At 60.9% G+C, this 21,909-nt stretch carries 24 protein-coding genes; 18 read left to right on the top strand and 6 right to left on the bottom strand.

Annotated elements, in window-relative coordinates; all coding sequences use genetic code 11:
* Window positions 1–2 precede the first annotated feature (2 nt).
* On the top strand, window positions 3–434 hold the full coding sequence (locus CO666_RS00875; protein ID WP_097610287.1) for an EVE domain-containing protein: 432 nt from the start codon (window positions 3–5) through the stop codon (window positions 432–434).
* Window positions 431–1,078: a class I SAM-dependent methyltransferase gene (locus tag CO666_RS00870; protein WP_097610286.1), complete on the top strand. Its 648-nt coding sequence runs from the start codon at window positions 431–433 to the stop codon at window positions 1,076–1,078. The genes CO666_RS00875 and CO666_RS00870 overlap by 4 nt, the downstream gene beginning before the upstream one ends.
* 33 nt (window positions 1,079–1,111) lie before the next feature.
* Here the strand turns inward: CO666_RS00870 and lhpI are convergent, their stop codons facing one another.
* The 5 genes from lhpI to speB all read right to left on the bottom strand — a co-directional run bounded on the left by lhpI (window position 1,112) and on the right by speB (window position 5,676).
* Window positions 1,112–2,083 carry a bifunctional Delta(1)-pyrroline-2-carboxylate/Delta(1)-piperideine-2-carboxylate reductase gene (gene lhpI, locus CO666_RS00865; protein ID WP_097610285.1) on the bottom strand — a complete coding sequence of 324 codons (972 nt, stop codon included), beginning with the start codon at window positions 2,081–2,083 and terminating at the stop codon, window positions 1,112–1,114.
* 159 nt (window positions 2,084–2,242) lie between these two features.
* On the bottom strand, window positions 2,243–2,890 hold the full coding sequence (locus CO666_RS00860) for an amino acid ABC transporter permease (protein WP_097610284.1): 648 nt from the start codon (window positions 2,888–2,890) through the stop codon (window positions 2,243–2,245).
* Window positions 2,887–3,555, bottom strand: a complete 669-nt coding sequence (locus tag CO666_RS00855) for an amino acid ABC transporter permease (RefSeq protein ID WP_097610283.1) — start codon at window positions 3,553–3,555, stop codon at window positions 2,887–2,889. The genes CO666_RS00860 and CO666_RS00855 overlap by 4 nt, the downstream gene beginning before the upstream one ends.
* A 141-nt stretch (window positions 3,556–3,696) precedes the next feature.
* On the bottom strand, window positions 3,697–4,494 hold the full coding sequence (locus CO666_RS00850; RefSeq protein WP_164740432.1) for a transporter substrate-binding domain-containing protein: 798 nt from the start codon (window positions 4,492–4,494) through the stop codon (window positions 3,697–3,699).
* 84 nt (window positions 4,495–4,578) lie between these two features.
* On the bottom strand, window positions 4,579–5,676 hold the full coding sequence (speB, locus tag CO666_RS00845) for an agmatinase (RefSeq protein WP_097610282.1): 1,098 nt from the start codon (window positions 5,674–5,676) through the stop codon (window positions 4,579–4,581).
* Between the two features lie 224 nt (window positions 5,677–5,900).
* Here speB and CO666_RS00840 point away from each other — a divergent pair, with 224 nt between their 5' ends.
* The 6 genes from CO666_RS00840 to CO666_RS00815 all read left to right on the top strand — a co-directional run bounded on the left by CO666_RS00840 (window position 5,901) and on the right by CO666_RS00815 (window position 11,448).
* Entirely contained in the window at window positions 5,901–6,977 is a 1,077-nt protein-coding gene (locus CO666_RS00840) for an extracellular solute-binding protein (RefSeq protein ID WP_097610281.1), read from the top strand.
* 95 nt (window positions 6,978–7,072) lie between these two features.
* Window positions 7,073–7,957 carry an ABC transporter permease gene (locus CO666_RS00835; RefSeq protein WP_097610280.1) on the top strand — a complete coding sequence of 295 codons (885 nt, stop codon included), beginning with the start codon at window positions 7,073–7,075 and terminating at the stop codon, window positions 7,955–7,957.
* Window positions 7,954–8,793, top strand: a complete 840-nt coding sequence (locus CO666_RS00830) for an ABC transporter permease (RefSeq protein ID WP_097610279.1) — start codon at window positions 7,954–7,956, stop codon at window positions 8,791–8,793. Before CO666_RS00835 ends, CO666_RS00830 begins: the two co-directional genes overlap by 4 nt.
* A 10-nt stretch (window positions 8,794–8,803) precedes the next feature.
* Window positions 8,804–9,868 carry an ABC transporter ATP-binding protein gene (locus tag CO666_RS00825; RefSeq protein WP_097610278.1) on the top strand — a complete coding sequence of 355 codons (1,065 nt, stop codon included), beginning with the start codon at window positions 8,804–8,806 and terminating at the stop codon, window positions 9,866–9,868.
* 126 nt (window positions 9,869–9,994) lie between these two features.
* Complete coding sequence (locus CO666_RS00820; RefSeq protein WP_179869591.1) at window positions 9,995–10,864, top strand: LysR substrate-binding domain-containing protein; 870 nt, start codon at window positions 9,995–9,997, stop codon at window positions 10,862–10,864.
* A 227-nt stretch (window positions 10,865–11,091) separates the two neighbouring features.
* On the top strand, window positions 11,092–11,448 hold the full coding sequence (locus CO666_RS00815) for a RidA family protein (protein ID WP_097610277.1): 357 nt from the start codon (window positions 11,092–11,094) through the stop codon (window positions 11,446–11,448).
* Here the strand turns inward: CO666_RS00815 and CO666_RS00810 are convergent.
* Window positions 11,445–11,933, bottom strand: coding sequence for a hypothetical protein (locus tag CO666_RS00810; protein WP_097610276.1), 489 nt, complete (start codon window positions 11,931–11,933; stop codon window positions 11,445–11,447). The genes CO666_RS00815 and CO666_RS00810 overlap by 4 nt on opposite strands.
* 438 nt (window positions 11,934–12,371) lie before the next feature.
* On the opposite strand from CO666_RS00810, the gene sdhC reads away from it, so the two are divergent.
* The 10 genes from sdhC to sucD all read left to right on the top strand — a co-directional run bounded on the left by sdhC (window position 12,372) and on the right by sucD (window position 21,817).
* On the top strand, window positions 12,372–12,767 hold the full coding sequence (gene sdhC / locus CO666_RS00805) for a succinate dehydrogenase, cytochrome b556 subunit (protein ID WP_097610275.1): 396 nt from the start codon (window positions 12,372–12,374) through the stop codon (window positions 12,765–12,767).
* Window positions 12,768–12,777: 10 nt separating this feature from the next.
* Window positions 12,778–13,158, top strand: a complete 381-nt coding sequence (sdhD, locus tag CO666_RS00800; RefSeq protein ID WP_003567272.1) for a succinate dehydrogenase, hydrophobic membrane anchor protein — start codon at window positions 12,778–12,780, stop codon at window positions 13,156–13,158.
* 7 nt (window positions 13,159–13,165) lie between these two features.
* Window positions 13,166–15,007, top strand: a complete 1,842-nt coding sequence (gene sdhA, locus CO666_RS00795) for a succinate dehydrogenase flavoprotein subunit (protein WP_097610274.1) — start codon at window positions 13,166–13,168, stop codon at window positions 15,005–15,007.
* Window positions 15,008–15,025: 18 nt separating this feature from the next.
* Complete coding sequence (locus tag CO666_RS00790) at window positions 15,026–15,805, top strand: succinate dehydrogenase iron-sulfur subunit (protein WP_003567268.1); 780 nt, start codon at window positions 15,026–15,028, stop codon at window positions 15,803–15,805.
* 4 nt (window positions 15,806–15,809) lie between these two features.
* Window positions 15,810–16,628 (top strand): nucleotidyltransferase domain-containing protein, encoded by an 819-nt coding sequence (locus tag CO666_RS00785; RefSeq protein WP_097610273.1) that lies wholly within the window; start codon window positions 15,810–15,812, stop codon window positions 16,626–16,628.
* A gap of 135 nt (window positions 16,629–16,763) precedes the next feature.
* Complete coding sequence (locus CO666_RS00780; RefSeq protein WP_097610553.1) at window positions 16,764–17,279, top strand: protease inhibitor Inh/omp19 family protein; 516 nt, start codon at window positions 16,764–16,766, stop codon at window positions 17,277–17,279.
* Window positions 17,280–17,360: 81 nt separating this feature from the next.
* Window positions 17,361–18,524: a cell division protein ZapE gene (gene zapE, locus CO666_RS00775; protein WP_097610272.1), complete on the top strand. Its 1,164-nt coding sequence runs from the start codon at window positions 17,361–17,363 to the stop codon at window positions 18,522–18,524.
* Window positions 18,525–18,702: 178 nt separating this feature from the next.
* Window positions 18,703–19,665, top strand: coding sequence for a malate dehydrogenase (mdh, locus tag CO666_RS00770; protein WP_007822364.1), 963 nt, complete (start codon window positions 18,703–18,705; stop codon window positions 19,663–19,665).
* 36 nt (window positions 19,666–19,701) lie between these two features.
* Window positions 19,702–20,895: an ADP-forming succinate--CoA ligase subunit beta gene (gene sucC, locus CO666_RS00765; protein WP_097610271.1), complete on the top strand. Its 1,194-nt coding sequence runs from the start codon at window positions 19,702–19,704 to the stop codon at window positions 20,893–20,895.
* Window positions 20,896–20,914: 19 nt separating this feature from the next.
* A complete protein-coding gene (gene sucD, locus CO666_RS00760) occupies window positions 20,915–21,817 on the top strand; it encodes a succinate--CoA ligase subunit alpha (protein ID WP_097610270.1) in 903 nt (300 codons plus the stop codon).
* Window positions 21,818–21,909 lie beyond the last annotated feature (92 nt).

Below are 21,909 nucleotides of genomic sequence, written 5' to 3'. Positions count from 1 at the left end.
GCATGGCGCACTGGCTCTATAAATCCGAACCGGCTGCCTGGTCCTGGGAGCAGCAGAAAGCTGCCGGCGACAAGGGCACGGAATGGACCGGCGTGCGCAACTATCTGGCGCGCAACAACATGCGGGCGATGCAGATTGGCGACAAGGGGTTCTTCTACCACTCCAATGACGGGCTGGAGATCGTCGGCATTGTCGAAGTCTGCGCGCTATCGCATCCCGATTCCACGGCCAAGGACGACCCGAAGTGGGATTGCGTCGATATCCGCGCCGTCATGGACATGCCGAAGCCGGTGACGCTGAAGGACGTGAAGGCGAGCGAAAAGCTTGCCAAGATGGCGCTCGTCACCTCGATGCGGCTTTCGGTGCAGCCGGTGACCGATGACGAATGGGCCGAGGTCTGCCGCATGGGCGGCCTGGACAATCCGCCGCGGTGAAAACCGACCCTGAAATCTTCATCCGCGCCAATACCAGCGTGATGGCGCCGCCGCATGTGCCGGAGATTTCGCTCTATCTGGCGAGCGAGGCGCACGAGCTCTGGCTGAAGACCGAGGAGGAGCTGGAAGCGATCGGCCTGCCGCCGCCCTTCTGGGCTTTCGCCTGGGCGGGCGGGCAGGGGCTGGCGCGCTACATTCTCGATCATCCGGAGATGGTGCGCGGCAAGCGCGTGCTGGATTTCGCCAGCGGCTCCGGCCTCGTCGGCATTGCGGCGGTCATGGCCGGCGCCCGGGAGGTCACGGCCTGCGATATCGATCCCTGGGCGGAAGCCGCAGTCCGGCTGAATGCCGAGGTGAACGGCGTTGTTCTCGGATTTGCCGGCGCCGATCTGATCGGCCAGGCCGTCGATGCGGATATACTGCTTGCCGGCGACGTCTTCTACGACAGCGCTTTCGCCGCTGCGCTCGTTCCCTGGTTTTCCGGGCTGGCGGCCGGCGGCAAATCGGTTCTGGTCGGCGATCCCGGGCGTAGCTACCTGCCTCGAGATCGGCTGGAATGCTGCGCGGTCTACGAGGTGCCGGTGACGCGGGCGCTGGAGGACAGCGAAATCAAGAAGACGACGGTCTGGCGCTTCGTTCCTTAGGTTGGTATTCGCGGCCGCCGAGGCCAGAAAATGTCAGCCGGCAATCAAAGCGGCTTCATAGACCATCGTCGCGGCGGCAAGATCGGCCAATGCCGTTCCGACTGCCTTGTAGAGAGTGATCTCATCGTTGGACACCCGCGCCGGAATATCCCGGCGACACAGTTCGTCGAGTGTCGCACGCACCGCCTCTGTAGAAATGACGCCTGCGCTGATCGGCTGAACCAGATCGCCCGCTTCGTGAAGGGCTTCTTGAGTGTCGATATAGACCGAGGCGCGCCGAAGCGCCTCGTCATCGGCCTCGCGCATCGCCGGGGTGAAGCCGCCGATCAGATCGACATGGGTGCCCGGCCTCAGCCATTCGCCCCGGATCAGCGGCGCGGTCGCTAGCGTCGCCGCGCTGACGATATCGGCTTGCCGCGCCGCGGCTTCCAGATTCGTGACGGCGGTGGCGTGGAATCCCCGTTGCGCGAGGCTCTGCGCCAGCCGCTCCGCGCTGGCGGGATCGATATCCCAGATATCGACATGTGCGACCGGCCGGACGGCGCGGTAGGCATCGGGTATGAGGCTCGCGACGCGACCTGCGCCGATCACCAGCAGGCGGCGCGCGTCCTTTCGGGCAAGATAGTCCGCGGCAAGGGCCGATGCCGCTACCGTACGGCGCGCCGTGATCGTGTTTCCGTCAATTAACGCAAGCTGCATCCCGGTCCGGCCATCATAGAGCATGTAAGTCGAGGTCAAACCGGGAATGCCGCGCACCGTATTGTCGGGAAAGACGGTAACGATCTTGATGCCAAGATAGCGCTCCGACCGGTGCGTTGCATGCCAGGCTGGCATCAGAAGCAGCGTCGCATCCGACTCGTCGCTGTTGGCTATCGTGTGGTGATGCCGTACCGGGACAACACAGCCTTCGGCAAATGCTTGCCGCAAGGTCGCGACCAGCGCGCCGAAAGGGAGAAGCTCGCCCGTTGTCCGGGCATCGAGAATACGAATTTGCGTGTCGGTCATTGAAGCGATCTCTCAGGAAGGTCTAACTGCTGGATAAGGCGAGTTCAGTGTGGTTGACCGAAACAGCGCCGCCGCTGCGTGGCGCACCGGCTTTTCAAGCGGCATCGGCCTTTTGGGCCACTCCGCTGCAATGCCGGATGCGGAGCAATTCTGCACCGCTCAGCCAAAGGCCGCTTTCTTCTCCAGAGTTCTGGCGTATTGCGTAAGCGGATAGCACAGGGCGAAGAAGATCACTGCGACGAGACCGTAGACCTTGAAGGGTTCGAAGGTCGCATTGTTGATGGCGTTTGCGGTTTTCAGCAGTTCCTCGAAGCCCAGGATCGAGGCCAGTGCGGTGCTCTTGATCAATTGGACCAAGAAGCCGACAGTCGGCGCGCGCGTAATCCGGAAAGCCTGCGGAAGGATGACAAGGCGAAGTTCGAGGAGACGATGCAGGCCCAGGCTGGCTGCAGCGTCCCATTGCCCGCGCGGCACCGCCTCGACGCCGCTCCGCCAGATTTCGGCAAGATAAGCGCTGGCATAGAATGTCAGGCCGCAGACGGCAGCGGTCCATGACTCGATCCGGAACCCGAGCATCGGCAGGCCGAAGAACATCAAAAAGAGCTGCATGAGCAGCGGCGTTCCCTGAAACAGGGCAATGTAGCCGGACGCCAAGCTGCGCGGCCAGCGCATTTTCGATATCCGTGCAGATAGGATCGCCAGGCCAACGATGGCGCCGCCGGCAAACGCTGCGAGCGAAAGCAGCAGGGTCCAGCGGGTCGCGAAGACAAGATTGCGCAGAATGTCCCAGAACGTGAACTCAATCATGCCAGACCAGCTCCCAGAAAACGGCGTTTCCCGGCGAAAAGGAGCCGGCGCAGTGCGGCGGACATCGAAAGGTAGATCAACGTCGCCACCAGATAGGTCTCGAAGGAGCGGAAGGTGCGCGACTGAAGCAGATCGGCTTCCTGCGCCAGTTCGCGGACGGATATTTGCGAAACCACCGCCGATTCCAGCATCATGATGATGATCTGGCTTGTGAGTGCCGGGAAAATGATGGCGAGTGCTTGCGGCAGGATGATCTTGAAGAACACCAGCCGAGGCCTGAGGCCAAGTGCTTGCGCCGCTTCTTTCTGGCCTCTCGGTATGGCATCCAGCCCGGCCCCGACCACCTCGATCGTGTAGGCCGCCATGTTGAGGGTCATGGCAAGAACTGCGGCAGAGATCGGATCGAGGCGAAGGCCCAGGCTAGGCAAGCCAAAGAAGATGAAGAACAGCTGCACCAGGAATGGCGTATTGCGCATGACTTCCACATACAGCCCGACGACCTTGCGCAACCATGGATACGGTCCGCGGCGCGCGGCTGCGCCGAGAACGCTGAGAACGATCCCGAGGGCCGATGTGGAGGCCGTCAGTGCAAGCGTCGTGCCTGCGCCGTAAGCCAGAGGTCCCAGTCCGTCCCAAAGCCAATTGAAATCGAGGCTGTATCTCATCGTTTGTCCTTTGGGGCCGGATGATCTGGGCTGGGTCGGACCGACATGCGGATCCGCCTTTCAATCAAGAGATGCAGCATGATGCCACTGAAATTGCTACCAGTTTTCGGCATCATGCTTTGATGAGCGGGGGCGGCTCCGTCAGTCCTTCAGATTTTCGGGGTTGAGCGGCGCTTTCAGCCAGCTCTTCGAGCTTGCGTCGAGTGAACCATCGGCGATCATTGCGGCGACGCTGTCATTAACGGCCTTCTTCAGGCCTTCCTCGCCCTTGCGGAGCGCAATGTGCGAGGGCGAACTCAGGAGTTGGAATTTCTGCTCCGGCTTCAGGGCGTCCTGTCGTGCCAGAACCTGCGCACCGACATCGTTGCCGACGACCATCAGCTCGGTCTGGCCTGAGATGAAGGCCTGGATGACCGAATTGTAGTTCTCGAAGCGCTGGATCGCGGCCGAGCCGGGGGCGGCGGCGGTCAGTGACGTGTCTTCGAGCGTGCCGCGATTGACGGCAACGGTCTTGTCGGCAAGGTCTTCCTTGCCGCTCACCTTCAGCGCGGCTGGACCGATGACAGCGATATAGTAGGGAGCGTACGGCGCGGCAAAATCGATGACCTCGGCGCGCTCCTTCGAATAGCCGACGCTCATCAGCAGGTCGACGCGGTCGTCGTTCAGGTAGGCGATCCTGTTCTGGCCAGTAACGCTGACGAGATTGAGTTTCACGCCGAGCCCGTCGGCGATCTTCTGGGCGACGTCGACGTCATAGCCCTTGATGCTCATATCGGCGCTTGCCGAAGAGAAGGGCGGGAAATCGGAGAAGATGCCGATGTTAATCTCGCCCGCGGCTTTGATATCGGCAAGTTCGTCAGCCTGAGCGGCCCCTGCCAGAATGCCGAACACGGCAATTGCCGCGGTGGCGGCGTAGCGCAATTTCATAAGAGCATTCATGTCGTTCCCCTTTTTGAGATGTATTGTGCGACAGATGATGGACGGCAGCGGGCACGGCGCACGCTGCCGTTGTGGAGCTGGTTCTCAAGTCACGTTTGTCCTGACCGCGGGACTGAACATCGCGAGGCACAGGAGTTCGAACAGGACCTGTGCGGCGATTTGCGCAGTGTTGGTGGTGTTGTCGTACTGCGGCGCAATTTCCACGACGTCGCCACCGATGAGGTTGATGCCTTTGAAGCCGCGCAGCAGGGTCAGGGCCTCCCTCGGCTGAAGCCCGCCCACTTCTGGCGTGCCGGTTCCCGGAGCAAAGGCCGGATCGAGGCTGTCCACGTCGAAACTGAGATAGGTTGGACCGGCGCCGACGACCTCCAAAGCCTTTGCGATCACGGCCTTGAGACCCATCTCCGCCACCTCTTCCGCGTGGATGACGGTCATACCGGAGGCAAAGGAGAACTCCCAGAGATACTCGCCGCCGCCGCGGATGCCGATCTGGATCGTACGCTTCGGGTCGAGTACGCCCGCCAGAACTGCCTCGCGGAAGGGCGCGCCGTGATGGAACCTGGAACCCTCATAGGGACCTGCGGTGTCGCAATGCGCGTCGATATGGATCATGCCGACCGGCTGGCTGGCCGCCAAGCCCTTGAGGATGGCGCCGGAGATCGAATGGTCGCCGCCGACCGACAGCGGAATGACCCCGGTTGCCGAGATCATCCGGTAGCAGGCCTCGATGTCGGCGTGGCATTCTGCGAGGCCGAACCGGCTGCGCATCGGCACGTCGCCGACATCGGCGACCTTTAGCCCTCCCATCGGTGCGACACGCAGAACATGCTCGTAGGGACCGACGCGCTCGATCGCCCGGACGGCCCGCGGCCCCAGCCGCGCGCCGGCGCGATTGGTGACACCGAGATCCATCGGCACGCCGATCAGAGCCACGTCGAGCATCTCAAGTACCTCGGGCCGCAAGCCGTTTTCGATGAAACGGGCGTCCAGAAAGGTGGCAGGATCGGCGAAGGGCCACTTGCGGCTGTCGCCGTCCTTGAAAACGCTCGCCGCCACGGCACGGAAGTGCGGATCTTCCATCTCCCCGCCTGCAGCGCTGCCGAAGCGCCTTCTCAGGTCTTCCAAAAAATCCCGGTCAATGGTCAAGGCAGGCTCCCACGGTCTTGATGCTGCCGTGATCATCGGCGCCGTCCGCTTCTCTTGGAACCGCGAAAATTCGAGAGGGGATATAACGATTGTTGATAGCTTGGCTCCGCTGAGCTCCGCCGTACGGCTGGCGCCTTCATCGAGCTATTCAGAAAACCTTATAACCCGGCGAGAATTTTCCCACTATCGCGGTTGGCAACCTGCAAGCAGTCTCCGATGCGAACGGTCCTGCAGAGGGCCGACAACAAAGGGAACTTACCATGTTGCACGATATGACACGTCGCCGCTTCCTCGGGTCCGCCGCTGCTGCGGGGATTGCCGGCACGATGGCCGGGTTTGCGAGATCCGCCGCGGCCGACAACGGCAGTCTTACCGCCGTCGAATGGGGCGGTGATGTCGTCGAAGCCATGAAGCAGATTGCCGCCGACCAGAATGCGGCGACGTTCAACTGGGTTCTTCACCAGGGCGGTGCGGGCGCGATCCTTCCAAAGATCAAGGCCGTCTGGCCGAATGTCGACTACGACTACGTCGCCGGCTGGGAAGGCTCATTCAACAGCATGGTGAAGGAGGATTGGCTCGAGACCATCAATCCTGCCGATGTTCCCAACCTTGCGAATATTCCCGAGAAAATCATCATTCGCGATGGCAAGGGTAATATCAAGGCGGTGCCACGCGCAGTCGGCGGCATGTATTTCGGTGCCCGAACCGACACGGCTCCCATCGCCGTGAAGACCGTCGATGATCTGCTGAGCCCCGATCTTAAGGGCGCGATCTGCTGGCCGGGCCCGACACAGAGCATGATGCTCCAGATTGTCGCGCTCGCCCTTCACGCCGGCGGCAGTGAAACGAATATGGAGCCGGGATGGAAGCTCATGAAGGACTTGGCGAAATCCGGCAATATCGGCCGTGTCGCCATCACCGACATCGACTTCACCAATTCGCTGACATCGGGCGAGACCTCCGTCGGCTTCTTCGCCGAACCCGGTTGGGCGGCCGTCGCGAAGAACTTCCCCGTTACTCGTTTCACCAAGGACAAGAACTTCAAGGCCTTCCTCTACCAGAGCGGTTTCGGCGTATTGAAGAATAGACCGAACACCAAGGCAACGCTCGATTTCGTCAACTTCGCGATCAGCCCGGACATGAATTCGCTCTACGCCAAGGTGGCTGGCGAAGCGCCGCTGAACAGCAAGGCGGTCACGCCGGACAATCTCAAGCATCTGTCCTTCACATCGGACGAGTTTTCGAACTTCGTTTACGTGCCGGACTACAATGTTGTTCTCGAACAGCAGGATGCCTGGTCCACGCGCTGGGAACAGGACATCGCCCCGCTGCTCTAAGGCACCTCGCGGCAGGTTATCGAAGGCGTGAACGCGGACGTCGATAACCTCCCTTTCTCATAGCCCGTTTAGGGCGAGGAAAAGGCTGTTCCACCATGACCCAAGCAAGGCGGCAACCCGTTGCCATTTCAATTCCCGATCGCCGAGATGCTGCCCTGACGCTCGGGCCGGCCCTGCTGGTGTTCGCATTCGGTTTTCTGTCACCGTTGGTCAATCTGGCAATCGAAAGCCTGAAGGAGTTTACGCCGGGTCGCGTCGGTTCCGTTGAAAATGCCGCGGCAACGGTTCAAAACTATTATGAGCTTGCAAACCAGGCGTTTGCGAGTGTCCTGCTGACAACCTTCTGGATCGGTGGAGCTGCCGCGATCATCGGCCAGCTTGTGGCACTCCCGCTTGCCTACGTCATCGTGCGGCGCATTTCCCCGCGGATGCGCGCACTCACTCTCGGTTTTTTGATTACGCTTGTGCTCTCCAGCGTGCTGATCAAGACTTATGCGATCGAATTGACCTTCGGGTCGGTCGGCGTCTTCCGACCCCTCCTCCTGACGCTTGGCCTTTCGCCCAACAGCCGCGAATATATTAACATCGTTGTTATTGCGGGTCTGGTTCACTCGATCATACCGGTCGCAACCCTGACGCTGATTGGTGCGATGCAATCGATCGATCCGCGTCTGCTCGATGCCGCCCAGTCCCTCGGCGCGCCGGGATGGAAGGCGCATCTGTCGATCACGCTTCCCCTGAGCTTCCCGGCTCTGATCTCAAGCGCGCTTGTCTCGCTGACTTTCGCGATCAGCGCCTTCGTCATTCCTATGGTGCTCGGGAGGGGCCGGGTGCTTTTCATGTCGAATGTCATCTACACCCGGTTCAGTGACATCGCCAATTATCCGAGCGGCGCGGCGATCTCGCTCGTCATGCTTGCCGTGGCGTTGGCGGTCGTCGCTGTTATCACGTTTGCGCAGGCCTGGAAGGTTTCCCGATGAGCATGCAGTCTCTTGCCGCGCGAACCGGAGACCGGATCGCCGTTTCCCTTGCCTATGGTGTCATCGGCCTTGGATTGGCGTTCCTCGCCATCCCGTTGGTGATAACATGCCTCATGGCTTTCGACGCCAGGACCTACCTCGGTCCATTGCCGCCGCCTGCGCTGTCGCTTCACTGGTTCGAACGGCTCGTCTCTCAGGCGGATATCCTTGCCAGCCTGCGCACCAGCCTCATCTTGGCGGCATTGACGACGGTTCTGTCCGTCACGATCGGAACTGCAGCGGCTGTCGGCCTTGCCCGTGGCAATTTTCCGGGAAGGGGAGCGCTGACTTCGGCCTTCCTCTCGCCACTCATCGTCCCGCCGGTCGTCATCGGATTCGGCCTGCTGCTTTTCCTTTCCAAGGTCGGTATTGCAAATGGTATGGCGCGCCTGCTCCTCGGCCACGTGATCGTGACGCTGCCCTACTGCATCAGGACCAGCCTTGCCAGCCTTCTCGGCAGCGACCGACGATTGACGGAAGCGGCAATGGTTCTCGGTGCTACCGAGCGCCAGGCCTTCTGGACCATTACCCTGCCGCTCATGCGGACGGGCGTCGTCACCGGCGCGATCTTCGCCTTCGCAATTTCGATAGATGACGTATCGATCAGTCTCTTTCTGAGCGATCCGTCCGCAACGACCTTGCCTGTTACGCTGGTCAGCAACATGCGCGCGGCTTTCGATCTGACGATCGCTGCGGCGGCCGTGGTCCTGATTGCCGTCACCGCATTGCTGATCGTCATACTGGACCGAGTCGTCGGCTTCGACACTGTCGTCGGTCAGGGTTTGTTTCGTTCTTGAGGACAATACGATGATTTCTGCCGTGGAATTTCAAGGGGTCAGCAAGCGCTTCGGCGAAACCGTCGCCCTCGGTAATATCTCCTTCTCGGTGAATCCAGGTGAAACAATCGCACTGCTTGGACCGAGCGGCTGCGGCAAAACCACCATTCTTCGGCTCATTGCCGGATTCGAGCGGCCCGATAAAGGCTCGATCTTGATCGACGGCATGCCGATGGCGGGATTGAAACCCTATGAGCGCAACGTCGGGCTGCTGTTCCAGCACTATGCTCTTTTCCCGCATATGACCGTCGAGCAGAATATCGGCTACGGACTTCGCCATCGCAACCATCCGCCGGGGCAAATACCTCGCCGCATCGCCGAGATGCTTGAGCTCGTCCGGCTCGTCGGCTTCGGACAGCGGCGGCCGCACCAGTTGAGCGGCGGCCAGCAGCAGCGTGTTGCGCTTGCGCGGGCGCTCGCCACCCATCCGAGCCTCGTCCTTCTGGATGAGCCGCTGTCGGCCCTCGACGCCAAACTTCGGCATGAGCTGCGCACCGAATTGAAGGATGTGCTTGCCGCGGTCGGCTCGACCGCAATCGTGGTAACCCACGACCAGGAGGAGGCGATGAGCCTGGGAGAGCGCATATTCGTGATGAATCGTGGAGCAATCATGCAATCCGGCAGACCGGATGATGTCTATTGGCGTCCGGACTCGCGTTTCGTTGCCGATTTCATGGGACGGACGAATTGGATTCACGGCTCGATTTCGGCAGCGGGCGAAAGCTCCCGCAAATTTCGCTCCGAATCCGGCTGGGAATTTCCGGTCGCGACCACGGGAAGCCTTTCAGGTGCCGCCGAGATTTGTGTGAGGCCGGAAAGCGTCGAGATATCGTCGGATGCGCGGAGTGCCGGGGCCGTGCTCGGTCGCGTTGCCGACGTTGTGACACTCGGTGCCTTCAGGCATGTCGTTCTCGACCTGGTCAGTGGCGACCGCATCATCTCGGCTTGCCCGAACCGTCCAGACATAGCCTTCACCCGCGGGCAGGAGGTGGGCGTGTCCATTCCCCCCGAAGCCTGCGTCCTCTTCGCGCGATAAGCTGGCATTGACGCAGCTTGCGCTGCGCCCCGGGCTAGGGATCGCCAGTTGCCGGAAGAACATGGTTCGTCCAATATCCGCTTATAGGCAGAGAGGCATCGGCCCTCGATCGCCACAAAGTATGGAATGCGGCTGCTGATGCTTGATCTTGATTCCTATCTGCTTCGTGCATTTCTGACCGTCGCGGGGATCGGCACCGTCAATGGGGCCGCCGTCAAGCTCAACAGAACCCAGGCGGCCGTGAGCATGCAGATCCGCAAGCTGGAGGAGCTTGTCGGCGTTGCGCTGTTTTCACGTTCGTCAAAAGGCCTCGAGCTGACGAGCCATGGACAGATCATGCTGGCTTATGCCCGCGAAATGGTCGCCCTCAGCGACGAAGTCGAGAAAAGGTTGACAGGCAAGATGATCGAGGACCGCATTCGCCTCGGCGTCGTTGAGGACTTCGCCGCCGGCCACCTGATCGACATTCTTAGTGATTTCAGAGCCCAGAACCCGAAGGTCGATATCGACATCATCGTCGAACCCAATCGCCGTCTCGCCCATCTGTTTGAAGACAGGAAGCTGGATCTCGTGGTTTGCGACATCACCTGCCTCTCCCGAAAACCGACCTTGATCTGGACCGAATATTTGATGTGGACGGTCAGATCCGACTTTGTGGTGGATGCGGAAAAGCCGCTGCCCATCATTATGTTCGAGGAGGAGTGTCCCTGGACGCTCCCGACGATTGCGGCTCTGTCGCAGCGGAACGTCAAGTGGAAGATGGCTTGCGTCGCATCGACGCTAGTGGCCATGGCGACTGCGGTTCGCGTCGGTATCGGTATTGCACCGATGATGCTCACAACGAAACCGGAGGGCTGCCGGACACTCGACAAATCGACGGACCTGCCCGGTCCGGTGCGCATCGAGATCGGTCTGTATGCTCAGTCCGAGACGGCCGAAGGCGCGCGGTATCTTGTGGACTTCATTTCGCGACATACGGCCATACTGTCGAGCTAACGCATGTCGCACAAAAGTACGCGGCGGTTTTGTGACAACGACATTCGTCAAAGCACCTAAAGACGTCGTATGAATCAAGTTTGGTGCGACGTGCCTCAGGCGCGTTCAGCTTCCATTATATCGGGTCAATTTAATTCGCTCTACCGGGGTGGCGAGCGAAGCTCCATAGTGATCCGATGATGGGTCGACGGCCCGATCTCAAGCATTCATGGAAGTCTGCGAATACGATGACGGGGCAAGCCAAAGTTGATGATACACTCCTTGCAGATGCCGCCTACCTGCCGGGCCAAGTCGCAAATCTGACGAGGGGAGCGAGCGTGACAGCGCAAACCAACGAAATACTGGAGCGCATCAATGACATGCTGCTGCGCGAAGGTACCGACAAGTCGGAGATCATACTCGCCAATATCTGGCTCAGGGATCTTGCCTCGTTCGAGGAAATGAACAGAGTATGGGGTGCCTGGATGCCGGATGGCGGAACGCCACGCCGGGCGACGTTCGAGGACAAGAATCTCCCGCCGATGTGCGCCGTCCGTATCGACGTAGCCGCGTCGCGAAAAAGCGGGGGCCGGCAAATATTCTAAGGCCGGATGACGCAGACATTGGCCTCGTAGGTGCAGGGGTCGTCCTGGATGGCGACGTCGATGACCTTCGCCTTCGGGGTCTGCGGCTCGGGCCGTGCCGCGGGACCATATCCATAGCCGTTGCCGCCGACATAAGTTCCGCCATCGACCTGATAGGCATAGGAAGAGCCGGAATAGGTGCCGCCGCTGTCGCTACCCGGTGCCTGGGGTGCGATGATGACCAGAGGGCCGCGGGCGATGCGATTTGTCGCCGGGGATGAAAACCGCTTCAGGAACGGCATCCGGTCCCTGACGTATCGGGGGCCGAAAGCATGGAGGATGCCGCGATTGCGCCAGCCCGCACGCTCGCCAAGAAACAATCCGTTGTGGAAATTGTGGCGATGGCCGAAAAAGCGCTCGCCGTGGCGGCGTTCGCCGGCGGTGGCGGGCAGTGCGACGAGCGCGGACAGGGCAAGCAGGGTGACGACGGACAGACTGCGAAACATGGGCGCCGGCCTCCGAAATTCCAATCGTTAACAAATCGTTAACACCAGATTGCGCCAAAAGCCGTGGCTTGTCCATGCGCAGGGGTGGAACGCGATCAATATTGAGCGAAAAAGGCTAGTTTTGTGAGAGGGGCTCAAATTTCCGTCGAAGCGCAGAACCGCTCCAATCGGTTGTTTTTACCCGATTGCCGGCAAAATCGCGGCGCGTCTCGCCCGGGAAAGCCGCTTCGCATTTTCCTGGATTTGCCCATGCCGGCAAACTTCCCGGTAACCCGAATCGATTAAATTAAAAGCAGACAGCGATTGTGCTTGTCGTCGGCGTTTTCGGTGATTAAACGTCGCAATTGATGCAACGCACACAGAGAATTTTGTCATTCGTGTGGTTGACTGAGCATGCTCCGAAATCCGGGAGCGCAGAGAAGCCGCCGCGAGGTTCTGATGGCGAACGTGACAAATAATCGGCCCCTGTCGCCGCATTTGCAAATCTACAAACCTATTCCCACCATGATCATGTCCATCGTCCACCGCATTACCGGTGGGGCGCTTTACGTCGGCACGCTGCTGGTCGCCTGGTGGCTGATCGCAGCGGCAAGCGGCCAGGGCTCCTATGACTGGGCCAACTGGGTGCTCGGCAGCCTTCTCGGCAAGCTCGTGCTGCTCGGCTATACCTGGGCGCTGCTGCACCACATGCTCGGCGGTTTCCGCCACTTCATGTGGGATCTCGGCTACGGCTTCGAGAAGGAATTTTCCACCAAGCTCGCCATCGCCAACGTCATCGGGTCGCTCTGTCTGACCGTGCTGGTCTGGGTGATCGGCTTCCTCATTCGCTTCTGAAGGTCCTCTCATGGATATGCGCACCCCCCTCGGCAAGGTTCGCGGGCTCGGCTCCGCCAAGGACGGCACGGACCATTTCTGGCGCCAGCGGCTGACGGCCGTCGCCAATGTTCCGCTCATCCTCTTCTTCCTCTTCTTCATGATCGCCTATGCCGGCGCGCCCTATGCGGACGTGGTTCGCGCGCTGTCGAACCCCTTCGTCGCCGTCGTCATGGGGCTGATGGTGATTTCGGGCGTCATCCACATGAAGCTCGGCATGCAGGTCATCATCGAGGATTACGTGCATGGCGAGTTCGGCAAGATCGCGCTGCTGATGCTGAACACCTTCTTCGCGATCCTGATCGCCGGCCTCTGTCTTTTCGCCATTCTGAAAATCGCATTCGTAGGATAAGCTCGATATGGCACCGACTTCACCCGCCCAGAACGGCAAGGCCTACAAATATGTCGATCACTCCTACGACGTGATCGTCGTCGGCGCCGGCGGCGCCGGCCTGCGCGCCACGCTCGGCATGGCCGAGCAGGGTTTCCGCACCGCCTGCATCACCAAGGTATTCCCGACCCGCTCGCATACGGTCGCCGCCCAGGGCGGTATCGCCGCCTCGCTGCGCAACATGACGCCGGACAGCTGGCAATGGCACCTCTATGACACCGTCAAGGGTTCCGACTGGCTCGGCGACGTCGACGCCATGCAGTATCTCACCATGGAAGCGCCGAAGGCGGTCTATGAGCTCGAGCATTACGGCGTGCCGTTCTCGCGCAACGAGGAAGGCAAGATCTATCAGCGCCCGTTCGGCGGCCACATGCAGAATTACGGCGAAGGCCCGCCGGTGCAGCGCACCTGCGCCGTCGCCGACCGCACCGGCCACGCCATCCTGCATACGCTCTACGGCCAGTCGCTCAGGAACAACGCCGAATTCTTCATCGAGTATTTCGCGCTCGACCTGATCATGTCGGAAGACGGCAGCCGCTGCACCGGCGTCGTCGCCTGGTGCCTCGATGACGGCACGATCCATCGCTTCGCCGCCAAGATGGTGGTGCTGGCGACCGGCGGCTACGGCCGCGCCTATTTCTCGGCAACGTCTGCCCATACCTGCACCGGCGACGGCGGCGGCATGGTGGCGCGCGCCGGCCTGCCGCTGCAGGACATGGAATTCGTCCAGTTCCACCCGACCGGCATCTATGGTTCGGGCTGTCTGATCACCGAAGGCGCACGCGGCGAAGGCGGTTACCTCGTCAATTCCGAGGGCGAACGCTTCATGGAGCGTTATGCGCCCTCGGCCAAGGATCTTGCCTCGCGCGACGTCGTTTCGCGCTGCATGACGCTGGAGATCCGCGAAGGCCGCGGCGTCGGCAAGAACAAGGATCACATCTTCCTGCATCTCGACCATCTCGATCCGGCCGTGCTGCATGAACGCCTGCCGGGGATTTCCGAGAGCGCCAAGATTTTCGCCGGCGTCGACGTCACCCGCGAGCCGATCCCGGTTCTGCCGACCGTTCACTACAATATGGGCGGCATTCCCACGAATTATTGGGGCGAAGTGCTGAACGCCGACAGCGCCAATCCGGAGCGGATCATCCCCGGCCTGATGGCTGTCGGCGAGGCCGGCTGCGCCTCGGTGCACGGCGCCAACCGCCTCGGCTCCAATTCGCTGATCGACCTTGTGGTCTTCGGCCGCGCCGCGGCGATCCGCGCCGGCGAAGTCATCGACCGCGCAGCGCCGATCCCGCATCTCAACGTCGCCGCCTGCGACAAGATCATGGACCGCTTCGACGGCCTGCGTCACGCCAGCGGCGGCACACCGACGGCCGTGCTGCGCGAGAAAATGCAGCGTGCCATGCAGGAAGACGCTGCCGTGTTCCGCACGCAAGACTCGCTGGAATCCGGCTGCCGGCGCATTTCGGCGATCTGGGGCGAGATGCAGGACATCAAGGTTACCGACCGTTCGATGGTCTGGAACTCCGACCTGGTGGAAACGCTCGAACTGCAGAACCTGATGGCCAACGCCATCACGACCATTTACGGCGCCGAGGCCCGCAAGGAGAGCCGCGGTTCGCATGCCCGCGAGGATTATACCGAAGGTGCATTCGCCGGCCGCGACGACCTCAACTGGCGCAAGCACACGCTTGCCTGGGTGAACGAGGCGGGCGATGTGAAGCTCGACTATCGGCCGGTTCACACCGAGCTCATCGCCGAAGGCATCGATCCGCACAAGATCGAGCCGAAAGCTCGCGTGTACTGATCTCAAGAGGAACCGGATATGGTTGAACTCGCTCTCCCCAAGAATTCTCAGATGCGCGAAGGCAAGGTCTGGCCGAAGCCGGCGGGTGCCAAGAACACCCGCGAATTCCGCGTCTACCGCTGGAGCCCGGACGACGGACAGAACCCGTCGATCGACACCTTCTACATCGATGTCGACGATTGCGGCCCGATGGTGCTCGACGGCCTGCTCTACATCAAGAACAAGATCGACCCGACGCTGACGCTGCGCCGCTCCTGTCGCGAGGGCATCTGCGGCTCCTGCGCGATGAATATCGACGGCACCAATACGCTTGCCTGCACCAAGGGTCTCGACGACATCAAGGGCGCGGTAAAGATCTATCCGCTGCCGCATCTGCCTGTTGTCAAGGATCTGGTGCCCGACCTCACCAACTTCTATGCCCAGCATCGTTCGATCGAGCCGTGGCTGAAGACGGTGTCGCCGGCGCCTGCCAAGGAATGGAAGCAGAGCCATGAGGACCGTCAGAAGCTCGACGGTCTCTATGAATGCATCCTCTGCGCCTGCTGCTCGACCTCCTGTCCGAGCTACTGGTGGAACGGCGACCGCTATCTCGGTCCTGCCGTTCTACTGCAGGCCTATCGCTGGCTGATCGATTCCAGAGATGAGGCAACCGGCGAACGTCTCGACAATCTCGAAGATCCGTTCCGCCTCTATCGCTGCCACACGATCATGAACTGCGCGCAGACCTGCCCGAAGGGCCTCAACCCGGCCAAGGCGATCGCCGAAATCAAGAAGATGATGGTCGAACGCCGGGTCTGATGGCATGCGTGCCGATGGCGGAATGGACGGCTTCGATCCCGAAGCCGTCAAGGAGATCAGGTCGCGGCTCGCCTCGGTGCGCGAACAGGGCATTCGTATCGGTTTTGCGATCGAAAGCGGCAGTCGCGCCTGGGGATTTCCATCTCCCGACAGCGATTATGACTGCCGCTTCGTCTATATCCGTCCCGTCAAGCATCATCTCGCGCTTGCTTCGGCGCGTGATGTCATCGAATTTCCGATCATTGGCGATATCGATACCGGCGGCTGGGATCTGCGAAAGGCGCTGCTGCTTGCCCTCAAGGGTAACGCGGTGGTGGTCGAATGGCTGAAATCGCCGATCGTTTATGAAGAGGAAGCCGGTTTTCGCTCGCGTCTGGGCGATCTGCTCGATCTGATCATGGTTCCGGAAAAGGTCGCTGCCCACTATGTGGGGCTGATGCGGCAGCATTTTCAGAGCCAGGGCGAGGGGCCGATCAGGCTGAAGAAGCTCCTCTATACCATCCGCCCGGCCATCGCGCTCGAATGGATGCGGCAGAGTTCGTTTCGCGTATTGCCGCCGATGAATATGCTGGAATGCCTCGAAGCGATCTCGGTCGCCCCCGATCTTCGAACGGCGATACTCGACCTCGTGCATGTCAAGAAACAGACTCGCGAAATGGGGGAAGGTCTGCCGCCGACGCTGGTGCAATCCTTTCTGCAGAACTCGTTCGAGCGTTATTCGGGGATATTGCGGGAGTTCGACAGGGATCCGGACAGAGATCAACGCGCGCAACACCTTGCTGACAAATTCTATGTGCAGGAAGTTTTGCAGCGGGACAGTTGAACTGTATCGTTTTTCGGTTAGTTGTTGTGACGGGCAATTTATGCAGCCTGACTTGATTAAACAAAGCGAATTACGATAATCGGACTTGTCTCAGCCCGTTTCTCTACGGCGATAGCCGAATTCAGGAGTATGATGATGCAGTTGCGATATGCGATGACAGGTCTGGTGGTGGCTCTCTCGCTAGCCGGTTGTCAGCGTACGGCATATGATTATAGCTCCAGCCCGAATGCCGGACCGGCGCCGTTGACGGCGCAGCCGGTTCCCTCGGTGCAGGGCGGGCAGCTTCCGCCGGTCAACAATTCTCAGTTTCCGGCAGCGCCGACGGCGACGACGGCATCGATGCCGGGGGCTCAGTCCGGCGCCATGGCCGCGAATGCGCTTGACGTCACCAAGGAATCGATGGTCGGAAGCTGGCGCGTCAACGGCAGCTGCGACATGTTCCTGACGCTGACCAATCTCGGCAGCGGTTCGCGTGGCGGAACGCGCGGCTGTGTCGGCGAACTGACGGCGATGGGCTCCTGGGAGGTTTCCGGCAAGCAGGTGCTGCTCAAGGATCGCTCGGGCAACCAGCTCGGCAGCGTCTACAAGACGGCCGACAACCGCTTCGATGGACAGACGAGCACGGGCCAGCAGATCAGCCTGAGCCGGTAAGCAGACCGGCGCGGTAAACGAACCCGGCGTGGTAACGCTCCGGCGGACCTGCGCCGTTGACTGACAGGCGGACATGCCCTCATGCAACCAATGCCGGATTATGCGCTCAGCGTCTGCGAACAGCTTAAAGCGCTGACCGCATCGGGCACGCTTCAGGTCGATTCCGCCCAGATGGACGTGGCAAAGAGCCTCGACAGGGTGCTTGCCGGATTGAAACAGCGGCGGCCGGCGGCAAAATCGAGTGCGCTCGGCTGGCTGTTTGCCGCCAAGAAAAAATCCGCCGACGGCGCCAAGGGGCTTTACATCCATGGCAGCGTCGGCCGCGGCAAGACCATGCTCATGGACATGTTCTTCTCGATGGCGCCGTGCCGGAAGAAACGCCGGGCGCATTTCCACGAATTCATGGCGGATGTGCACAACCGCATCGCGGCGCACCGGCTGAAGCTCAAGAACGGCGAGACGAAGCAGGCCGATCCGATGCCGCCGGTTGCCGCAGCGCTTTACGAGGAAGCGGAACTGCTCTGCTTCGACGAATTCACGGTCACCGACATCGCCGATGCGATGATCCTGTCGCGGCTGTTCTCCGAGCTGTTCGCGCGCGGATGCGTGCTGGTCGCGACGTCGAACGTCGAACCCGACAACCTCTACAGGGATGGGCTCAATCGCGGCCTCTTCCTGCCCTTCGTTGCCCTGCTCAAGCAGCATGTCGATGTCGTCACCCTGGATTCGCCGACCGATTACCGGATGGAGAAGCTGAACAGCCAGCCGGTCTATCTGGTGCCGATCAACGAACACAACGACATGGCGATGGAAGCGTCGTGGACGCAGGCGCTGCATGGGCGCAAGGCGCAGCCGCTGGATATTCCGATGAAGGGGCGCCACATCCACGTGCCGCTCGCCAGCGAGCGTATGGCGCGGTTCTCCTTCGCCGATCTTTGCGACAAGCCGCTCGGGGCGGCCGACTTCCTCGCGATCGCCGAGCGTTTCGATATGGTCTTCATCGATCACGTTCCCTTGCTCGGGCCGGAAAGGCGAAACCAGATCAAACGGTTCATCATTCTCGTCGATACGTTCTACGATCATGCCGTGCGGCTTTACATTTCCGCAGCCGCGATGCCGGAGGAGTTGCTGGTGCAACGCCGGGGCACCGAAGGTTTCGAATTCGACCGCACGGCCTCGCGCCTGTTCGAGATGCGCAGTGCCGAATATCTTGCGCTGCACCATGAAAAACGCGCCGCAGAGTAACAATCCCGTGACGAACTAACTTACGTTTACGTAAGAATTTTAGTATCTAAACGATTGAAAACGCTGCATCAAAATTAATGGATTGCCATTTTTTGGCTTTCAGTCTATGCGATTGCGGCATTGGGCGGCGCCTTGCTGGGTGCTGCTCGACGAATTTGATCGCAAAGGAAACAGCGAAATGGCGCGTAACAAGATCGCACTCATTGGTTCTGGCATGATTGGTGGCACGCTGGCGCACCTCGCCGGCCTGAAGGAACTGGGCGACATCGTCCTCTTCGACATCGCGGACGGCATTCCCCAGGGCAAGGGCCTCGACATCGCCCAGTCCTCGCCGGTTGAAGGCTTCGACGCCAATCTGACCGGCGCCAGCGACTATTCGGCGATCGAAGGCGCCGACGTCTGCATCGTCACCGCCGGTGTTCCGCGCAAGCCGGGCATGAGCCGCGACGACCTTCTCGGCATCAACCTCAAGGTCATGGAGCAGGTCGGCGCCGGCATCAAGAAATATGCGCCGAACGCCTTCGTGATCTGCATCACCAACCCGCTCGACGCCATGGTCTGGGCGCTGCAGAAGTTTTCCGGCCTTCCGGCCAACAAGGTCGTCGGCATGGCCGGCGTGCTCGACTCCTCGCGCTTCCGCCTCTTCCTCGCCAAGGAATTCAACGTTTCCGTTCAGGACGTGACGGCCTTCGTGCTCGGCGGCCACGGCGACACGATGGTGCCGCTCGCCCGTTACTCCACCGTTGGCGGCATTCCGCTCACCGACCTCGTCACCATGGGCTGGGTCACCAAGGAGCGTCTCGAAGAGATCATTCAGCGCACCCGTGACGGCGGCGCCGAAATCGTCGGCCTGCTGAAGACCGGCTCGGCCTATTACGCGCCGGCCGCCTCGGCGATCGAAATGGCTGAATCCTACCTCAAGGACAAGAAGCGCGTTCTGCCCTGCGCTGCTCACCTGACCGGCCAGTACGGCGTCAAGGACATGTATGTCGGCGTTCCCACCGTCATCGGTGCCGGCGGCGTCGAGCGCATCATCGAGATCGATCTCAACAAGACCGAGAAGGAAGCCTTCGACAAGTCCGTCGGCGCCGTCGCCGGTCTCTGCGAAGCCTGCATCAACATCGCGCCTGCCCTCAAGTAGGCGATGGGCTGAGCTAATCGAAATAGGGATAGACCCATGAACATTCATGAATATCAAGCCAAGGCTCTGCTGAAGGGCTATGGCGCGCCGGTTGCCGAGGGTGTGGCTATTCTCAAGGTCGAGGAAGCCGAGGCTGCCGCCAAGTCGCTTCCCGGCCCGCTTTACGTGGTCAAGAGCCAGATCCATGCCGGCGGCCGCGGCAAAGGCAAGTTCAAGGAACTGTCGCCGGAGGCCAAGGGCGGCGTGCGTCTTGCCAAGTCGATCGACGAAGTGGTCGCCCATGCCAAGGAAATGCTCGGTCATACGCTGGTGACGGCCCAGACCGGCGAAGCCGGCAAGCAGGTCAATCGCCTTTACATCGAAGACGGCGCCGACATTGCTCGCGAGCTTTACTGCTCGCTGCTGGTCGACCGCTCGGTCGGTCGTGTGGCTTTCGTGGTTTCCACCGAAGGCGGCATGGATATCGAAGCTGTCGCCCACGACACGCCCGAGAAGATCCAGACGATCGCCATCGATCCGGAAGCCGGTGTGACGGCTGCCGACGTTGCGGCGATCTCCAAGGCTCTGCAGCTCGAGGGTGCCGCCGCCGAAGATGCCAAGTCGCTCTTCCCGGCGCTCTACAAGGCCTTCAACGAGAAGGACATGGCGCTGCTCGAGGTCAATCCGCTGATCGTCATGAAGGACGGCCACCTGCGCGTTCTCGACGCGAAGATGTCCTTCGACGGCAATGCGCTCTTCCGTCACGACGACGTCAAACTGCTGCGCGACGAGACCGAAGAAGATGCCAAGGAAATCGAGGCCTCGAAGTGGGACCTCGCCTATGTCGCGCTCGACGGCAATATCGGCTGCATGGTCAACGGGGCCGGCCTTGCCATGGCGACGATGGATATCATCAAGCTCTACGGTAAAGAGCCGGCTAACTTCTGCGACGTCGGCGGCGGAGCCGGCAAGGAGAAGGTTGCTGCGGCTTTCAAGATCATCACCGCGGACCCCAAGGTCGAAGGCATTCTCGTCAACATCTTCGGCGGCATCATGAAGTGCGATGTCATCGCCGAGGGGGTCATTGCCGCGGTCAAGGAAGTCGGCCTCAAGGTTCCGCTCGTCGTGCGCCTCGAAGGCACCAATGTCGAGCTTGGCAAGAAGATCCTGAACGAGTCGGGTCTCGCCATCACGGCGGCTGACGACTTGGACGATGCGGCCAAGAAGATCGTCGCGGCGATCAACGGCTAAATTTGAAGGATCTGAAAGAATGTCTATTATCGTCAATAAAGACACCAAGATCCTCGTTCAGGGTCTGACCGGCAAGACCGGTACGTTCCACACCGAACAGGCGCTCGCCTATTACGGCACGCAGATGGTCGGCGGGATCCACCCGAAGAAGGGCGGCGAAAACTGGACCGGCTCGAAGGGCGAAAGCCTGCCGATCTTCGCAACCGTTGCCGAAGGCAAGGAAAAGACCGGCGCCAACGCATCGGTCATCTATGTTCCGCCGGCCGGTGCAGCGGACGCGATCATCGAGGCGATCGACGCCGAGATCCCGTTCATCACCTGCATCACCGAAGGCATCCCGGTCATGGACATGGTGCGCGTCAAGGCTCGCCTCGACCGCTCCAAGTCGCGACTGCTTGGGCCCAACTGCCCGGGCATCATGACGCCGGAAGAGTGCAAGATCGGCATCATGCCGGGCTCGATCTTCCGCAAGGGCTCGGTCGGCATCGTGTCCCGCTCGGGCACGCTGACCTACGAAGCCGTGTTCCAGACCTCCAACGAAGGCCTCGGCCAGACGACCGCCGTCGGCATCGGCGGCGACCCGGTCAAGGGCACCGAGTTCATCGACGTGCTGGAAATGTTCCTGGCCGACGAAGCCACGACCTCGATCATCATGATCGGCGAAATCGGCGGCTCGGCTGAAGAAGACGCAGCCCAGTTCCTTATCGACGAGGCCAAGAAGGGCCGCAAGAAGCCGATGGCCGGCTTCATCGCCGGCCGTACGGCGCCGAAGGGCCGCACCATGGGCCATGCCGGCGCCGTGGTATCCGGCGGCAAGGGCGATGCGGAATCGAAGATCGCGGCGATGGAAGCGGCCGGCATCAAGGTGTCGCCGTCTCCGGCCCGCCTCGGCAAGACGCTGGTTGAAGTCCTCAAGGGCTAATCCAACTTATACCCGGGCGGAGGAGCGGCATCTCAGCCTTCCGCCCGGCCTTGACGGCACGGGACATAGATGCGCCGCGGACAGGCGGCAAT

The organism is Rhizobium chutanense (assembly GCF_002531935.1).
In the GTDB taxonomy this organism is placed as follows: Bacteria; Pseudomonadota; Alphaproteobacteria; order Rhizobiales; family Rhizobiaceae; genus Rhizobium; species Rhizobium chutanense.
Note: the sequence above shows the minus strand (reverse complement) of the source record. Positions and strands in the feature narration are given on the sequence as shown.

Coding starts and splice junctions, on each gene's coding strand:
- CO666_RS00840 (WP_097610281.1), top strand. CDS start 5,901: ATGTTGCACGATATGACACGTCGCCGCTTCCTCGGGTCCGCCGCTGCT.
- zapE (WP_097610272.1), top strand. CDS start 17,361: ATGCAACCAATGCCGGATTATGCGCTCAGCGTCTGCGAACAGCTTAAA.
- CO666_RS00780 (WP_097610553.1), top strand. CDS start 16,764: ATGCAGTTGCGATATGCGATGACAGGTCTGGTGGTGGCTCTCTCGCTA.
- CO666_RS00830 (WP_097610279.1), top strand. CDS start 7,954: ATGAGCATGCAGTCTCTTGCCGCGCGAACCGGAGACCGGATCGCCGTT.
- CO666_RS00790 (WP_003567268.1), top strand. CDS start 15,026: ATGGTTGAACTCGCTCTCCCCAAGAATTCTCAGATGCGCGAAGGCAAG.
- sucC (WP_097610271.1), top strand. CDS start 19,702: ATGAACATTCATGAATATCAAGCCAAGGCTCTGCTGAAGGGCTATGGC.
- CO666_RS00810 (WP_097610276.1), bottom strand. CDS start 11,933: ATGTTTCGCAGTCTGTCCGTCGTCACCCTGCTTGCCCTGTCCGCGCTC.
- CO666_RS00785 (WP_097610273.1), top strand. CDS start 15,810: ATGCGTGCCGATGGCGGAATGGACGGCTTCGATCCCGAAGCCGTCAAG.
- mdh (WP_007822364.1), top strand. CDS start 18,703: ATGGCGCGTAACAAGATCGCACTCATTGGTTCTGGCATGATTGGTGGC.
- sdhC (WP_097610275.1), top strand. CDS start 12,372: ATGGCGAACGTGACAAATAATCGGCCCCTGTCGCCGCATTTGCAAATC.
- CO666_RS00815 (WP_097610277.1), top strand. CDS start 11,092: ATGACGGGGCAAGCCAAAGTTGATGATACACTCCTTGCAGATGCCGCC.
- CO666_RS00850 (WP_164740432.1), bottom strand. CDS start 4,494: ATGAATGCTCTTATGAAATTGCGCTACGCCGCCACCGCGGCAATTGCC.
- speB (WP_097610282.1), bottom strand. CDS start 5,676: ATGATCACGGCAGCATCAAGACCGTGGGAGCCTGCCTTGACCATTGAC.
- CO666_RS00855 (WP_097610283.1), bottom strand. CDS start 3,555: ATGAGATACAGCCTCGATTTCAATTGGCTTTGGGACGGACTGGGACCT.
- CO666_RS00875 (WP_097610287.1), top strand. CDS start 3: ATGGCGCACTGGCTCTATAAATCCGAACCGGCTGCCTGGTCCTGGGAG.
- sdhA (WP_097610274.1), top strand. CDS start 13,166: ATGGCACCGACTTCACCCGCCCAGAACGGCAAGGCCTACAAATATGTC.
- CO666_RS00835 (WP_097610280.1), top strand. CDS start 7,073: ATGACCCAAGCAAGGCGGCAACCCGTTGCCATTTCAATTCCCGATCGC.
- lhpI (WP_097610285.1), bottom strand. CDS start 2,083: ATGACCGACACGCAAATTCGTATTCTCGATGCCCGGACAACGGGCGAG.
- sdhD (WP_003567272.1), top strand. CDS start 12,778: ATGGATATGCGCACCCCCCTCGGCAAGGTTCGCGGGCTCGGCTCCGCC.
- CO666_RS00825 (WP_097610278.1), top strand. CDS start 8,804: ATGATTTCTGCCGTGGAATTTCAAGGGGTCAGCAAGCGCTTCGGCGAA.
- CO666_RS00820 (WP_179869591.1), top strand. CDS start 9,995: ATGCGGCTGCTGATGCTTGATCTTGATTCCTATCTGCTTCGTGCATTT.
- sucD (WP_097610270.1), top strand. CDS start 20,915: ATGTCTATTATCGTCAATAAAGACACCAAGATCCTCGTTCAGGGTCTG.
- CO666_RS00860 (WP_097610284.1), bottom strand. CDS start 2,890: ATGATTGAGTTCACGTTCTGGGACATTCTGCGCAATCTTGTCTTCGCG.